Source organism: Stenotrophomonas maltophilia (assembly GCF_047497515.2).
GTDB lineage: Bacteria > Pseudomonadota > Gammaproteobacteria > Xanthomonadales > Xanthomonadaceae > Stenotrophomonas.
In genome coordinates, this window is the sequence record NZ_JAXAXL020000033.1 from 1 (window position 1) to 14,819 (window position 14,819).

The following is a 14,819-nucleotide window of genomic DNA, read 5'->3' on the forward strand; positions in this document are numbered from 1 at the left end:
GACCGCGATGGAACTGAGGTGATCGCCCTCGACGTGCACGGGCGGCCGGTCCGTGGCGTAACGGATAGGCAGGGGATGGCCCCGCGCCTGTTCTGCGAACAGGATCTGCGGCTGGTGTTCACGCTGCCGGGCAGCCGCAGCGAACTGCGAAGTGCGCTGTCCGAGCCACGGGTCGTCGGGCAACCGCGCCTGGTGCCGGTGGTGCCGGTGAAGATGCATGCGGTGGTGAGCGGTCCCGGCGAAGGCGCCACGCTGGAGCTTGCCGGCAAAATCAGCGCACCGGCGCTGCTGAACGTGGCCGACGAAGAACTGCTGCTACTGACCCCCGAGGTCTGGGAGGAGTTCCGCGAGGTCGCGCGATCCATTGAAGGCAGCCTCTCCGCCGTGCCGCGCGCCCGCTGGCAACTGGAGGAGGCGCTGGCCGGCCGCAGCCTGGAGGTGGTGGCCCAGGCCGAGAAGAACCTGGGCATGGCCGAGGACCGTGCAGCGGCCATGCTCAACCGCACCTTTGCGCGAAAGGCCGATCTGGTCGAAGTGATCACCTTCGAGAGTTACAGCCGCAAAGGGGACGGCGGGGCGCGGCAGGAGGTGGGTCTTCGCCGCAACTACCTGCCGCGGTTCAAGTACGACGAGTTCAAGGGGCGCCGGGTGATGGGCGTGCCCACCCATGTGGATCTGGGAATGTCGACACGCGCGGGCGACAGCGCGATGTCCGTGGGCAGCGCGGCCCGGCAGAAGGGTCCGGCCTTCCAGAACTTTGATTCACGCAAGTTCATGCAGTCGCTGATGACGATCAAGGCGCAGATCGGCCGAAGCGTGAAGGCACCGAACGTCCAGTACGACCTTATCGAGCTGGGTGGGAACCAGTTCTCCGAGCTTGTGCGCGCGTCGGAGACCTACTCGGTGGAGACCTCCGCGCAGTGGTTGCGATTTGTGGCGGGCGCCGGGGCCAGTGCCCAGGCCGAGTGGGATCCCCTGCACCGCAAGGCCAGCGCCAAGGTTGAAGCGAGTGCGCATTACAAACTGGCGCTGTTTGAAGCAAAAGCCGTGCATACGTGGTCGATTCCCTCGCGTACCGGGTGGATGCAGCGCTACGGCGATATTGACCTGGGTGCGATCGTGTTCCAGATGTCGCTGGAGCTGCATGGCTTTGCCGGAATGAAGCGGGCGTTGATGGGTGCTGCCGGCGTGAGCATTGACCGTGGTGCTGCCAAGGTCGAGGCGCAACCGCGCGATCGTGACGACAGCTTCGTGCCCGGCTTCGATATCGTGCGCGGCATGCCGCGAGCCGACATGGGCGATCCATCGGGCGAAGACGGTCGGCCGTCGAGACGCGTGGTGATGGCCGCGGTGGGCGAGAAGCCGCCCGAGACTTTGAATGGCATGCAGGTGAATGCCGAGGCGTTTGTGGGTGTTGAGGCGGGCTTGACGCCTGCGGGTGAATTGCAATGGCTGCCGCCGCAGCAGGGAACACCGGTGACGCTTGCGAAGCTGAGCCTGGATACGGCGGGTTCTGCAGGCGTTGGCGCCAAGGCGCAAATGTATGTGTACTACGCGAAGGGGCGTTTCAGGATCAAGGTCAGTGCGCGGCTGTGCCTGGGCATCGGCTGCAAGGGGGCGCTGGATTTCGTGGTGGGGGTGGAAGGCATGCTGGAGTTCGCCAAGTGGGTGTATTACCAGTTGGCGCATGCTGGGTTTAAGGAGTTGATGTTCTTTGCGGATGGTGTACTAGCCTATCTGGCCAAGCTGGAGCTCTTGCAGATTTCAAGTGACGGGTCTGTAGGTCGGTATTTGCTCTCAAAAATTGAAGAGGCGCAGGACATGGCAAGCGACATGATCATGAAGCTTGATACTTCCGAAAGTCGCGCCGAGCTTGTTCGGCGGATTAACTCTTCTTCAGGACGCAGTCGGGATGCGGCTGATACATGGCTTGTATATGCGACGCCAATCACAAGAGGCATGCTTCTCTATGCTATCACCCGCCACGACTGGCTAACCCACATGAAGAATCCGGCCCGGGTCGAAGGCATCCTAGATCCGCAGATGCACTACCTTCCCGATCACAAGAAGGCCATCGTTCGCGTGATAAGCGGGATTACACTTGTAAGTGAGTGGCAAGCCATGTTTCAACATATGACTTCCGAAGGTGAGCCCAGGAGTGAATCGCCAGGCGACCTTGAGGGGGATGTGATTAGATTCCTTGACTACGGCCGCTCGTTGTCAGGTGATCTCAAGGGAAAAGTGATTGATCCAATCAATGAAAAAGGTGATGTGCCTTCACAGGAGTTGGGGAGCAAGTACCTTGAGCAGTTTCTTGCACATCGCAGTAGGCTGATAGGAAGCTTTCCGAGAGGTTATGAAGTGGCTCAGCTGCAGATGATGGATGTAGATGCATTGCTGGCGCTTGATGGCAGGGAGGCGCCTATGTTTGCGAGAGTCGATGGCAACTATCGCCACTCCTTGCATGGGGAGAGACGTGGTGTCGCTATGTCAGCTGGAACTAGCATGCCAGAAGGCACGTCCTAACCATTGTTGCCTCCGTTTATGTTGAGGCTGCAATGATAGGAGTCTGCGGGATTTACCTCTCGATTGAGCCCTGAGAGATGAGGGCTGCACATCGGAACTTGTTAAACGGCTGGGACTTCTGGGGGGCTCTCCGAAGAGGCCTGAGGCGACTCAGTTGCGGGATGGATGTTGACAGGCTTCTGAAGCGAGACGATAGGAGCGCCCCTACGTTGGCGAGCATCAATTGCGATCACCTCCGATCTCCGAATCAGGAGCGAACGCATGCCATTGCGTCCTGTCGCAGCATTCCATCAGCGAACGCGTCCTAGCGCACCGCTACCCGCCCACAGGGTCCTGAGCGGCGGCGCAACGAAACTTGTTTGCCCTGTTTGGGTTGTACCGACGCTGTCCTTCTTTCGAAAGGTACCAGTCGGGACCTGGATCGGGTTGTGCCTGGAATCGAGTAAATGTCATCGACACGATGAAAAGTGAGTCGCCCCCTCTGTCGCTGTGGCTCCTCTGGACCCTCTTTTCACCATGCGTAGGTCCACGTGGGTCCTGCGTGTCTGACACGTCGTACGGGTCCTGATACCAATCAAAGACCCACTCAAATCCATGATCAATCATGTCGTAAAGGCCTAAAGGAGTGGGCGGGTACTGTCCCAGCGGGGCCGGTCCGTTCGTGTAGCCGTGCTCAGATCCGTAACGGTTCATAGTCTTGTAGTCCGCTACATTTCGACCGTTGTCGACAGAGCCATCATCGGTAGGCCAGATCACGAACTGGCCCCGATTACGTGCCGCGTACTCCCACTGCGCCTCCGTCGGAAGCTCCATCTTTCGCCCGATCAGCCCGCCAACCCATCCACAGTACTGCTGCGCGGCCTCCCAGCTCACGCCGACCGGTAGATCGTCCGGCAGGTTCCGGTACTCCAGATCCATCGGGTACTGCGCGGTCCGAGGCTGGCCAGTCGCATCGGTATAGACGTCGAAGTCGGCGTAGGTGATCTTCTTCGCACCGATCGCGTAGCTGCTCAGCGTTACCTCACGCAGTACATCGTCGTCGCGCTCACCGCTGTAAGGCATCTTCGCGCGCGGATCGATGGGGCCGAAATCACCCATGATGAAGGTGCCGCCTTCCACCTCCACAAGGTCTTTTTTGGTCTTTTGCGACAGCGCTTCGATGCGTGCTGTGAGCTCAGGGGAGTGCTTCTGGGGCGTTTTGACGGTCGGGCCTTGGCACGCAGTCAGCAAAAGTGCCGTTGGCACAAGGGATTTCAGAAGGACGGGTCGAAGAGGCGGCATGAGAAGCACCGATCAGTTCTGGATGGACTGAATCAGCGTAGCAACGCAGGCGCATGGCGATAGAGTCTGCCTGTGGTTGGATACGAGCCTTGGTCGGCATGCAGGAAAACAAGAGTGCCAACCCAGGTTGGCCTCTACCGAATGACGGCTGCTTACGGCCGGTACTGCGCCCGGGCATTGGCAATCACCGCCTTGACCAGCGCGCGATCGGCGTGCCGGGAAATGGCCCGGGCACCGAGCGTGATCGCCTGTGCGCGCAACTCTGCAGTGACATCGTAGTGGGCGCCGCTGGCCTTGTTCTGGAAGGCCCGCGGGGGAATGCCGAGCTGCGCCGCCATTGCGTGCAGCTCGGCCAGGGTGTCGGCCATCAGGTGCGCCCAGCGCTGTCCGCGCCAGGGATGCACCGCGTCATCGACGTAGACCGTCACCGCCGCGGCCGGTTCAGGCCTGCGGCTTGCTGTCGCTGTCAGCGGCCGGGGTGGCCTCGGCGTCGGCAGCGGCGGCTTCGGCCACGTCGCCTTCAGCGGCTGCGTCTTCCTCGCCTTCGGCGGCTTCGACGCCTTCGAACTCGGCGACCAGCGTGGCCAGGTACTCGTCAGCGGTCTGGCCGGACTCTTCGGCCAGGGTATCCAGCAGCTTCTGCAGCAGCTCGGAGTATTCCAGGTTGACCTTGCGGCCTTCCTTCTCCTGCACGTTGGCCAGGTGCTTGAGCATGGCCAGCATTGGCACCGGGTTCTCGGCGTTGCCCATGGTCTGGCCGCCGATGGCCAGCAGCCACTCGCGGCCCTGCAGGCCGATGGCGGCGACCACCTGGCCGTCTTCGCTGGTCAGCACGGCGTGGTTCTGCACCTGCTGCTGGGCGTTCAGGCGGAGGAACGGGCGCTTGCCCTGCTGCTTCTTGCGCTTGTCGCGCTTGGCCTTGGAGTTCTGGGACATGAGGTGGGGTCACCTGGAAACGGAAAGACCGCCATTGTAGCGGGTGCGCCAGGTGATGCCCCTGGTGGGTGCGGACCTTGGTCCGCACGCTTTCCCGGATGTGCGGACCAAGGTCCGCACCCACCGTTTACTTTGCCGGCCCCTGCGCGGCCTGCACGTCCGGGTCTGCGCTGGGCGCCGACAGCCCCACCTGCGGGCCGGCGCCGGCCAGTGCGGCGGCTTCGGCGGCCTGGGTCATCACCACGATGCTGATGCGGCGGTTGATCGGGTTCTGCGGGTCGGCCTTGTCGAACAGCACCGACGAGGACAGGCCGACCACGCGGGTGATCTTGCTGTCCTCCAGGCCACCGTCGATCAGCGCGCGCCGCGCGGCGTTGGCACGGTCGGCGCTCAGCTCCCAGTTGCCGTAGCCGCGTGCGGCCGAATAGGCGGTGATGTCGGTATGCCCGGTCAGGCTGATCCGGTTCGGCACGTGGTTCAGGTATTCGGCCAGCTCGTGCAGGATCTGCTGCGTATACGGCTTCAGCGTGGCGCTGCCGAGGTCGAACATCGGCCGGTTCTGCTTGTCCACGATCTGGATGCGCAGGCCTTCCGGGGTCAGGTCCAGCAGCAGCTGGTCCTTGAACGGCTCCAGCGCCTGGCTCTTGCTGATCGCTTCCTGCAGTTCCTTCATCAGCTGCTCCAGCTGCTGCTTGTCGCGCTGCTGCTGGTCCAGCGGCTGCGGCACCGCTTCCTTCTGGTTCTGGAAGGGATCGTTGCTGTTGCCGCGGGAGACGTCGGTGGCACCGCCCAGCTTGATCATCGAGGTACTGGCGCCGCCCGGGCCGGTCATGCCGGGGGCCGGCGTGGCGCTCTTGCCGCTCAGCGGGCTGGGGTTGCGGAAGTACTCGGAAATGGCCGCGCGCTCGGGCTTGCTGGTGCTGGCCATCAGCCACAGCACCAGGAAGAAGGCCATCATCGCGGTCACGAAGTCGGCATAGGCGACCTTCCACGAGCCGCCGTGGTGGGCGGCGTGGCCGGCCTTCTTGACCCGGCGGACGATGACGGTGGGCTTGGTCTCGGCCATGGCTTACTTGACCGTCTTCAGGTGCTGCTCGAAATCGGAGAAGGCCGGGCGCACGTTCGACGGCAGCGTCTTGCGGGCGAATTCCAGCGCGATCTTCGGGTTGTAGCCGCGCAGGCAGGCCAGCAGGGCGGTCTTCACCGACTCGTAGATGCGGCTGTCCTGCTCGGCACGGGCTTCCATCGCCGCCGCCATCGGGCCGACGAAGCCGTAGCCCAGCAGGATGCCGAGGAAGGTGCCGACCAGCGCGCCGGCCACGTGGCCGCCGACCTCGACGATGTCACCGCCGATCGAGCCCATGGTGATGACGATGCCCAGCACCGCGGCGACGATGCCGAAACCGGGCAGTCCGTCGGCGACCTTGGTCAGCACCTGTGACGGTGCCATGGCCTCGGCGTGGTGTTTTTCCAGCTCCAGTTCCAGCAGCGGTTCCAGCTCGTGCGGCTCGATGTTGCTGCCGATCATCAGGCGCAGGCAGTCGGTGATGAAGTCGATCAGGTGGTGGTCGGCCTGCACCTTGGGGTAGTTGCCGAACAGCGCGCTCTCGGCCGGTCGCTCGACATGGTCTTCCAGCGCCATGAAGCCCTCGCGGCGCGCCTTGTTGAGCAGTTCGTACAGCAGGCTGAGCACATCGATGTAGTCCTGCTGCTTGTAGCGCGGGCCCTTGAACACGCCCACCATGGCCTGCAGGGTCTGCTTGACCGTCTTGGCCGGGGTGCCAACCAGGAACGCGCCCAGTGCGGCACCGCCGATGATGACCAGCTCGTAGGGTTGCCACAGCGCCCCCAGCCGACCGTGTGCGCCGAGGTAGCCGCCCAGCACGCTGATGATGACGACCAGGAATCCAACGATGATGAGCATGGCGCGACGCAAGGAGCGGGGATATCTCCTTGTCGGCCCATCACCTGGTTTTCTGAAGAGGGAATTCTGTGAAATCGGTCGGCGGGGTGTTTCAGCCCGCCACGCCGCTTTCGGCCCCGCCGCGCTGCAATGGGTCAGGCCACGGCTCGCCATTGCCGGTGAACGAAAGTGAGACCGAGTTCAGGCAGTGGCGTTCGTAGGTGGGCGGCGGGCCGTCCGGGAACACATGGCCCAGATGGCTGCCACAGCGGGCGCAGGTGATCTCGGTGCGGACCATGCCGTGGCTGGTATCGCGGATCTCGCGCACATGCGCCGGGTCGAACGGCGCAAAGAAGCTGGGCCAGCCCGTGCCGGAATCGAACTTGGTGCTGGAGCGGAACAGCGGCAGCGCGCACAGCCGGCAGCAGTAGACCCCCTCACGCTTGTTGTCGAGGAACACCCCGCAGAACGGTGCCTCGGTGCCGTGCTGCAGCAGCACGCGGCGCTCCTCGCTGCTGAGGCCGGCAATCAGCGCCTCGGTCTGGGTGGCGGTGGGGGGCGTCAGGTCGAAGGCAGTCATGCCGGCTCTCCGTGGGTCGATGGCCTGGGGATGCCTGCAGAAGTGGGGGTGCCGGCACGGCCTTGCAAGTGTGATGGCCGTTCATGGGCGGCACACAGGGGCAGGCGCAAGGTGAACACGATCCACGCCGGAGCGTGCCATGAAACCGACCCTTCCCCTGCTGCTGCTCGCCCTGCTGCCCGCGCTGTCGCTGGCCCAGGTGCCCACTGCCGATCCCACCGCCACCCGCAGCACCACCACCGTTGCACCCGCGCCCGTAGTGCCGCCGCCACAGGCCGCGCGCCCACAACCGCAGGTCCTGCCCTCGCCGCAGCCGGCGCAGCCGATCAAGTCCACCGGCCCGGCCCGGATCGCGCCGATGGCCGTGCCGAAACCGGCCGACAAGGTGTACGACCGCAATGGCCGCATCGTCCCCGGCGTGCGCCCGGCCGGTCCCAACCGCGTGTTCGATTCGCGCACCGGCCGTTATTACGACAGCGTGCCGCAGGGCGACGGGCAGCAGGTCCGGTAGCGCCGGGGGGCGTACCTGAACTGTGGAAAACAGCATCCTGGCGCTCACTGCTTTTTCGCCTGCGATTAACCGATCCGGGACCACTTTGGCCGTGCGCCGGCATTCCGCCGCCGCTTCTCCTTTGTCCATTGGATCGCGATCATGAAAAACCAGCAGACCCGTCATCCCGGCAAGGAACCGCAGGGCCGCAACCCGCAGCAACAACAGCAGCAGCAACAGCAGCAGCAACAGCAGCAGATGGATCAGCAGCAGCCGCACAAGGGCGGCAAGCAGCAGGAGCAGCGTTCGCAGAAGCATCCGCAGCAGCGCTGACGGATCTGGGGTCAGAGCCCGCGTTGCGGGATCTGACCCCGCACAGCACCGAGACTGGGGTCGGATCCCGCGCAGCGGGCTCTGACCCCACCCCAGCCGCCTCAGTCCGGAATCGGCAGGCTCAGCGTCTCCTTCACCTCTTCCATCACGATGTAGCTCTTCGATTCCCGCACATGCGGCAGGGTCAGCAGCGTGCTGCCGAGCAGCTTGCGATAGGAGGCCATCTCGCTGATGCGCGCCTTCAGCAGGTAATCGAAGTCGCCCGAGACCAGGTGGCACTCCAGCACGTTGGGCAGCTTCAGCGCTGCGCGCCGGAACTCCTCGAAGATGTCGCCGGACTTGTAGGCCAGGCTGATTTCCACGAACACCAGCAGGCTGGCTTTCACCGCCGCAGGGTCGAGGTGGGCGTGGTAGCCGGTGATCACCCCCTCGCGCTCAAGCCGGCGCACGCGCTCGGTGCACGGGGTGGTCGACAGGCCGACCCGCTCACCCAGTTCGGTGAAGGAAATACGGCCCTCGGCCTGCAGGATGCGCAGGATCTTGCGGTCGATCTTGTCCAGTTCGCGGGTACGGGTGGCCATGGTCGTCAACCTTGGGGAATGAATTGCAGGAGAACATCCTGCCGGTTGATTTCAAATCAGGCAAATCAACTGGTATCGGCTGTCTATACTTCCCCAATTATGGTCCCGGCACGCTCCAGTGCAGGGAATGATCGGGTTGGAGAAGTCCCATGCGAGTCCTAGTTCTCGGCAGCGGCGTGATCGGCACCACCAGTGCCTGGTACCTGCGACAGGCCGGGTTTGAAGTCACGGTCATCGACCGCCAACCCGGTCCGGCGCTGGAAACCAGCTTCGCCAATGCCGGGCAGCTGTCGTTCGGCTACACCTCGCCGTGGGCAGCGCCGGGCGTGCCGAAGAAGGCGATCGGCTGGCTGTTCGAGAAGCATGCGCCGCTGGCGATCAAGCCGGGCATGGACCTGGCCCAGTACCGCTGGCTGTGGCAGATGCTGCGCAACTGCACCCACGAGCGTTACGCGATCAACAAGGCGCGCATGGTGCGCATGTCCGAATACAGCCGTGACTGCCTGAATGAGCTGCGCGCGCAGATCGGCATCGAATTCGAGGGCCGTGACCTGGGCACCACCCAGCTGTTCCGCACCCAGCAGCAGCTGGACGCCTCGGCGCAGGACATTGAGATCCTGGCCCAGTACGGCGTGCCCTACGAAGTGCTGGACCGCGCCGGCATCATCCAGGCCGAACCGGCCCTGGCCCATGTCGATGGCCTGGTCGGTGCGCTGCGGCTGCCGCGTGACCAGACCGGCGACTGCCAGCTGTTCACCCGCTGCCTGGCGCAGATGTGCGTGGATGCAGGCGTCGAGTTCCGTTTCGACCAGGACATCACCGGCCTGGCGTTCGAGGGCGACCGCATCAGCGGCGTGCGCATCGGCGGCACGCTGGAAACCGCCGACCGCTTCGTGGTCGCGCTGGGCAGCTACTCGCCGGCGCTGGTCGCACCGCTGGGCATGCGCCTGCCGGTGTACCCGCTGAAGGGCTATTCGCTGACCCTGCCGATCACCGATCCGGCGATGGCGCCCACCTCGACCATCCTTGATGAGAGCTACAAGGTGGCGGTGACCCGTTTCGACGACCGCATCCGCGTCGGTGGCATGGCCGAGGTTGCGGGCTTCGACCTGTCGCTGTCGCAGCGCCGTCGCGAAACCCTGGAACTGGTGGTCAGCGATCTGTACCCAAAGGGCGGCGACCTGTCGCGCGCGCAGTTCTGGACCGGCCTGCGCCCGGCCACGCCGGACGGTACGCCGGTGATCGGCGCCACGCCGTTCCGCAACCTGTACCTCAATACCGGCCACGGCACGCTGGGCTGGACCATGGCCTGCGGCTCGGGCCGTTACCTGGCCGACCTGATGAGCGCGCGCCAGCCGCAGATCAGCACCGAAGGCCTGGATATTTTCCGCTACGGCCAGTACGGTCACGCCCCGCAACATGAGAACCGCACATGCGTCCTGCCCGCGCGCTGATCGATCTGGGCGCCCTGCGCAGCAACTACCGGCTCGCCCGTGAACTGGGCGGTGGCAAGGCCCTGGCGATCATCAAGGCCGATGCCTACGGCCACGGTGCGGTGCGCTGTGCACAGGCGCTGGAAGGCGAGGCCGATGGTTTCGGCGTGGCCACCATCGAAGAGGCGCTGGAGCTGCGCCAGGCCGGCATCCGCGCGCCGATCCTGCTGCTGGAAGGTATCTTCGAGCCCAGCGACATGGCGTTGGTGGCCGAGCACGATTTCTGGTTCGCGGTGGGCGCATCGTGGCAGCTGGAGGCACTGGCTGCCTTCGACAGCCCGCGTCCGCTGACGGTGTGGCTGAAGCTGGACAGCGGCATGCATCGCCTCGGCCTGGACGTGGACAGCTTCCGCGCCGCGCATGCACGCCTGTCGGCGCTGCCGCAGGTCGAGCGCATCGTGCTGATGACCCATCTGGCGCGTGCCGACGAGCTGGACAGCGAACGCACGCACGAACAGGCCGCTATCTTCGCCCGCGCCATCGATGGCCTGGCGGGCGAGACCAGCGTGTGCAATTCGCCGGCGCTGCTGGGCTGGCCGGATGTGCGCAGCGACTGGGTGCGCCCGGGCCTGATGCTGTACGGCGCCAATCCACTGCCGGAGGCTTCGGAGATCACTGCGCGGTTGCGCCCGGTGATGACCATGCAGTCGAAGGTGATCGCCGAGCGCTGGATCGAGGCCGGCGAGCCGGTCGGCTATGGCGCCCGCTTCGTGTCCAAGGGGCGTACCCGCGTCGGCGTGGTCGCGCTCGGCTATGCCGATGGCTACCCGCAGTTCGCGCCGAACGGCACGCCGGTGCTGATCGATGGCCAGCCCGGCACGTTGATCGGCCGCGTGTCGATGGACATGCTGACCGTGGACCTCACCCCGCATCCGCAGGCTGCCGTGGGCAGCGTGGTGGAATTGTGGGGCACGGCGCCAACCCTGGCGGAACTGGCACCGCGTTGTGGCGTAAGTGCCTACCAGCTGCCGTGTGCGGTCAAGCGCGTGGCCCGCGTATACCAGGACTGAAGTCATGCTGGCCAGCGGCCGGCCTTGCCCGGACGCCCGGCGCGTCCGGGCCCTGGCAGCTGTCGACCAGGGCCGGCACTGGCCGGCGGACCACGCTGCGCGGATCAGCGCGCAGCCGTCGCCTCGCTGGTCAGCTGCCGCCTCACCCAGTCATTGAGCAGGCGCTTCTCGTAGCGCAGCGGATCGCTGTCGCTGAGCAGCCCACCTCCCTGCAGGTAGCCAGTGTCGCTGAGGCGTGCGTCGCCCTCGCTGATGATGCGGCCGCTGGCGTCCTTCAACGTGTACTGCAGGGTGATCCGCGGCGGATAGATGTCGCGCATCACCCTGATGTCACGCCCGCGCGGGCCGTGCCACGGCTCGTAGTCGCCGGCACGCTTGATGTCGACCAGGGTGACGTCCAGGGTCTGGCCAGGCAGCAGCGGCTTGGCCGCGGTGGTCTGCAGGTACCGGGCCAGCTGCTGCACCCAGTCGCCGCGTTCGGCCTCGAAGCGGTTGCTGCTCTGGCGGATCTCGGTGAACTTGGCCGGATCGTCCCATTTCACGCTGACCGGGCCATCGGCCTGCAGCGCTCGGGGGGCGTCCGGATCGGTCACGGCGCGCGGCGCGGCGTTCGCGCTGCCGGCCATGAGAGCGCCTGCCAGCAGCAGGGCAGTAGCCAATGAGCGGTTCATGACGGTCTCCTGCGTCCCGCAAGGGGGACGATGTTGATCACAGATCGAGTGTGATCCCGCTCCAGGGCCACCGCAACGGCCGATTGCGACAGGCGCAAGAGTGGTTGCCGCCAATTCAGTGTCGTCAACCGTGACTGACGGCGCTTGACGCTGTGAATACGCTCTTTGGAAGATGCTGTGCCTCCAACCTGGCTTGTCCACACGCCCTTGTCCACACTGCCGCCCCTAGTGGCGCGCCCACCCTCGATGGTGCCGGCGCCCGAACCCGACCTGCATCATGGCGTGCTTGAGCGCATCAACGCCGGCTTCTGCGTGATCCAGGTGCTGTTCGAAGGCGACCGCGCGGTCGACTACCGCTTCATCGAGGTCAATGATGCGTTCGAGCGGCATACCGGGCTGAAGGACGCACGCGGCCAGCGCATGAGCCTGCTCGAGCCGAGCCACGAAGAAGACTGGTTCCGCATCTACGGTGAGGTCGCACGCAGCGGCCGCCCGGCGCAGTTCGAGATGGAGGCGCGTGCGCTGGGTCGCTCGTTTGCGGTCGACGCGGTGCGCGTGGGCCGGCCGGGCGAAGACAAGGTCGGCATCCTGTTCTTCGACATCACCGCCCGCAAGCAGATGGAAGTGGAACTGGGTGAGAGCGAAGCCCGTTTCAGCGCCTTGGCCGATGGCCTGCCGATGCCGGTGTGGGTGCTCGATGAGCGCGGCCATGCCCGCTTCGTCAACAGTGCCTTCAGCGAGTTCTTCGGCGGTGACGAGACGCGCGTGCCGGAAGACGTCTGGCGTGGCCTGGTGCACCCGGACGATGCTTCGGTGTTCGAGTACGAACTGCAGGAAGCCCTCAAGGCGCAGCGTTCGATGCATGCGCTGGTGCGTGCCCGGCGCGCCGATGGCCAGTGGCGCTGGCTGGAGATGAACGCACGGCCGCGCTTCTCGCGGATGGGGCGCTTCATCGGCCTGGCCGGCAGCAGCCCGGACGTCACCGAGCGCCGCGAGATCGAGCTGGCGCGCGAGGAGCTGCTGCAGTCCGAGCGTGCCGCGCGCAGCGCAGCCGAGAACATGGCGCGGCTGAAGGACGAATTCCTGGCCACGCTGTCGCATGAGCTGCGCACGCCGTTGACCACCATCCTCGGATGGAGCGAACTGCTGCTGCAACGCATAGACAACACCAGCCCGCTGTTCAAGGGCCTGAACGTGATCGCCAACAGCGCCGGTGCGCAGAAACGGCTGATCTCGGACATGCTCGACCTCAGCAGCATGCTGCTGGGCAAGGTGCAGCTGGAAGTGGAAATACTGGACCTGCAGCAGCTGCTCAGCGAATCGGTCGGTGCGCAGGAGCTGGTGGCCGAAGGCAAGGCGCTGGACGTGCACCTGCAGCTGCCCGAGCAGCCCAGCCTGGTACTCGGCGATGCCACGCGCCTGCAGCAGGTGTTCTGGAACCTGTTGACGAACGCGATCAAGTTCACGCCGGCCGAAGGCCGCATCGACCTGCAGCTGCAGGCCGACGGCAACCACTGGGTGATCACCGTGCGCGACACCGGCGACGGCATCGCGCCGGAATTCCTCAATCACCTGTTCAGCCGCTTCCGCCAGGCCGACGGCACCACCACGCGCCGTCATGGCGGCCTGGGCCTGGGCCTTGCGATCGTGCAGCAGCTGGTCGAGCTGCATGGCGGCACCGTGACCGCCGCCAGTGACGGCCATGGCCACGGCGCCACCTTCACCGTGCGCCTGCCGCAGCACTATCCCGATGCCGAACGCCGCCCGCTGCGCGAAGTGTTCAGTGGGCCGATCCTGGAGCCGGCGCTCGTCGAGCCGTATCCGCTGCGCGGCATGCATGTGCTGGCGGTGGAAGACCAGCCGGAAGTGCTGGAGTACCTGCGGCGCATGCTGGAAGAGCAGGGGGCCAGCGTGTCGGTGGCCAGTTCGGCCGGCGAGGCGCTGGCTCTGCTGGCCGACACCGGGCACCTGCAGTACCACGTGATGCTGACCGACATCGGCATGCCGGGCATGGATGGCTATGGCCTGGTACGCACGCTGCGCGAGGACATGGGCGTGGACGCGGCGACCCTGCCGGCGGTGGCGGTGACCGCGTTGGCGCGTGCCGACGACCGTCGCCGTGCGTTGGCATCGGGCTTCCAGGAGCATGTCGCCAAGCCGTATTCGGTGGCGCAGCTGGTGGCCGCCGTGCGCAAGGTGCAGGTGGCGCGCGCCGACAACGCGCTGCACTGAGCATTCACGGCCGATCGGCGACCCTGCATGCAGGAGGTCGCCGATGTCCCGCATAGCTCCCCGTATCCATACCGATCCGGCGCAGATCGCGCGCCTGGAAGCCCTGCTGCCGCAGCTGGAAGGCGAAACGCAGGTGCAACTCACCCTGCACGACGGTCGCCGCCTGCTGGGCACGGTGGCAGTGAAGCCAACCGTGCAGCAGTACCGCAACGAGGCCGGCGATGAAGGCAGCAATGGCCAGCTGCGCTTGGATGACTATGACACGCCGGTGCAGCAGCACCATGTGTGGCTGGACGAGATCGCCAGCATCGACCGGTTGCCGCCGAAGATCTGACAACAGCATCCACGCATGGCGTGGATCTACTGCTGGAATGCGCCGCACCTACCGTCACATGCACGGAATGCAGTAGATCCACGCCACGCGTGGATGAGCGCGTCAGATCCACGCAATGCAGTAGATCCACGCCACGCGTGGATGAGCGCGTCAGATCCACGCAATGCAGTAGATCCACGCCACGCGTGGATGAGCGCGTCAGATCCACGCAATGCAGTAGATCCACGCCACGCGTGGATGAGCGCGTCAGATCCACGCAATGCAGTAGATCCACGCCACGCGTGGATGAGCGCGTCAGATCCACGCAATGCAGTAGATCCACGCCACGCGTGGATGAGCGCGTCAGATCCACGCAATGCAGTAGATCCACGCCACGCGTGGATGAGCGCGTCAGATCCACGCAATGCAGTAGATCCACGCCACGCGTGGATGAGCGCGTCAGATCCACG

15 protein-coding genes are annotated in these 14,819 nt (G+C 65.2%); 7 read left to right on the forward strand and 8 right to left on the reverse strand.

The window, feature by feature from the left end; genetic code table 11:
• Positions 1 to 18: 18 nt before the first annotated feature.
• Entirely contained in the window at positions 19 to 2,526 is a 2,508-nt protein-coding gene (locus ACMZPQ_RS22720) for a DNA repair protein (protein WP_495495864.1), read from the forward strand.
• Between the two features lie 315 nt (positions 2,527 to 2,841).
• Here the strand turns inward: ACMZPQ_RS22720 and ACMZPQ_RS22725 are convergent, their stop codons facing one another.
• From ACMZPQ_RS22725 to msrB, 6 genes are all read right to left on the reverse strand, one after another.
• The gene (locus ACMZPQ_RS22725) at positions 2,842 to 3,771 is read right to left on the reverse strand and encodes a formylglycine-generating enzyme family protein (RefSeq protein ID WP_414486241.1); all 930 of its coding nucleotides are present in this window, start codon (positions 3,769 to 3,771) and stop codon (positions 2,842 to 2,844) included.
• 188 nt (positions 3,772 to 3,959) lie between these two features.
• A complete protein-coding gene (locus ACMZPQ_RS22730; RefSeq protein WP_197584421.1) occupies positions 3,960 to 4,235 on the reverse strand; it encodes a DUF4031 domain-containing protein in 276 nt (91 codons plus the stop codon).
• A 13-nt stretch (positions 4,236 to 4,248) separates the two neighbouring features.
• The gene (locus ACMZPQ_RS22735) at positions 4,249 to 4,743 is read right to left on the reverse strand and encodes a hypothetical protein (RefSeq protein ID WP_197584423.1); all 495 of its coding nucleotides are present in this window, start codon (positions 4,741 to 4,743) and stop codon (positions 4,249 to 4,251) included.
• A gap of 127 nt (positions 4,744 to 4,870) precedes the next feature.
• Positions 4,871 to 5,809, reverse strand: a complete 939-nt coding sequence (gene motB / locus ACMZPQ_RS22740) for a flagellar motor protein MotB (protein WP_197583799.1) — start codon at positions 5,807 to 5,809, stop codon at positions 4,871 to 4,873.
• 3 nt (positions 5,810 to 5,812) lie between these two features.
• Complete coding sequence (gene motA, locus ACMZPQ_RS22745; protein WP_008264562.1) at positions 5,813 to 6,667, reverse strand: flagellar motor stator protein MotA; 855 nt, start codon at positions 6,665 to 6,667, stop codon at positions 5,813 to 5,815.
• Between the two features lie 91 nt (positions 6,668 to 6,758).
• Positions 6,759 to 7,226 carry a peptide-methionine (R)-S-oxide reductase MsrB gene (gene msrB / locus ACMZPQ_RS22750; RefSeq protein WP_005415117.1) on the reverse strand — a complete coding sequence of 156 codons (468 nt, stop codon included), beginning with the start codon at positions 7,224 to 7,226 and terminating at the stop codon, positions 6,759 to 6,761.
• A gap of 139 nt (positions 7,227 to 7,365) precedes the next feature.
• Between msrB and ACMZPQ_RS22755 the strand changes: the two genes are divergently transcribed.
• The gene (locus ACMZPQ_RS22755; protein ID WP_197583800.1) at positions 7,366 to 7,737 is read left to right on the forward strand and encodes a classical arabinogalactan protein 4; all 372 of its coding nucleotides are present in this window, start codon (positions 7,366 to 7,368) and stop codon (positions 7,735 to 7,737) included.
• Positions 7,738 to 7,878: 141 nt separating this feature from the next.
• The gene (locus ACMZPQ_RS22760) at positions 7,879 to 8,049 is read left to right on the forward strand and encodes a hypothetical protein (protein ID WP_197583802.1); all 171 of its coding nucleotides are present in this window, start codon (positions 7,879 to 7,881) and stop codon (positions 8,047 to 8,049) included.
• A 101-nt stretch (positions 8,050 to 8,150) separates the two neighbouring features.
• On the opposite strand, the gene ACMZPQ_RS22765 is transcribed toward ACMZPQ_RS22760, so the two are convergent.
• A complete protein-coding gene (locus tag ACMZPQ_RS22765; protein ID WP_005407919.1) occupies positions 8,151 to 8,630 on the reverse strand; it encodes an Lrp/AsnC ligand binding domain-containing protein in 480 nt (159 codons plus the stop codon).
• Positions 8,631 to 8,779: 149 nt separating this feature from the next.
• Between ACMZPQ_RS22765 and ACMZPQ_RS22770 the strand changes: the two genes are divergently transcribed.
• On the forward strand, positions 8,780 to 10,084 hold the full coding sequence (locus tag ACMZPQ_RS22770; RefSeq protein ID WP_197583804.1) for a D-amino acid dehydrogenase: 1,305 nt from the start codon (positions 8,780 to 8,782) through the stop codon (positions 10,082 to 10,084).
• Complete coding sequence (gene alr, locus ACMZPQ_RS22775) at positions 10,063 to 11,133, forward strand: alanine racemase (RefSeq protein ID WP_197583805.1); 1,071 nt, start codon at positions 10,063 to 10,065, stop codon at positions 11,131 to 11,133. Before ACMZPQ_RS22770 ends, alr begins: the two co-directional genes overlap by 22 nt.
• A gap of 104 nt (positions 11,134 to 11,237) precedes the next feature.
• Here alr and ACMZPQ_RS22780 read toward each other — a convergent pair whose 3' ends face one another.
• The gene (locus ACMZPQ_RS22780; RefSeq protein WP_197583807.1) at positions 11,238 to 11,804 is read right to left on the reverse strand and encodes a DUF3016 domain-containing protein; all 567 of its coding nucleotides are present in this window, start codon (positions 11,802 to 11,804) and stop codon (positions 11,238 to 11,240) included.
• 246 nt (positions 11,805 to 12,050) lie between these two features.
• Here ACMZPQ_RS22780 and ACMZPQ_RS22785 point away from each other — a divergent pair, with 246 nt between their 5' ends.
• Together ACMZPQ_RS22785 and ACMZPQ_RS22790 are read left to right on the forward strand one after the other, a co-directional pair.
• The gene (locus tag ACMZPQ_RS22785) at positions 12,051 to 14,036 is read left to right on the forward strand and encodes a hybrid sensor histidine kinase/response regulator (protein WP_197583809.1); all 1,986 of its coding nucleotides are present in this window, start codon (positions 12,051 to 12,053) and stop codon (positions 14,034 to 14,036) included.
• Positions 14,037 to 14,079: 43 nt separating this feature from the next.
• A complete protein-coding gene (locus tag ACMZPQ_RS22790; protein WP_197583810.1) occupies positions 14,080 to 14,370 on the forward strand; it encodes a DUF3247 family protein in 291 nt (96 codons plus the stop codon).
• Positions 14,371 to 14,819: the final 449 nt, after the last annotated feature.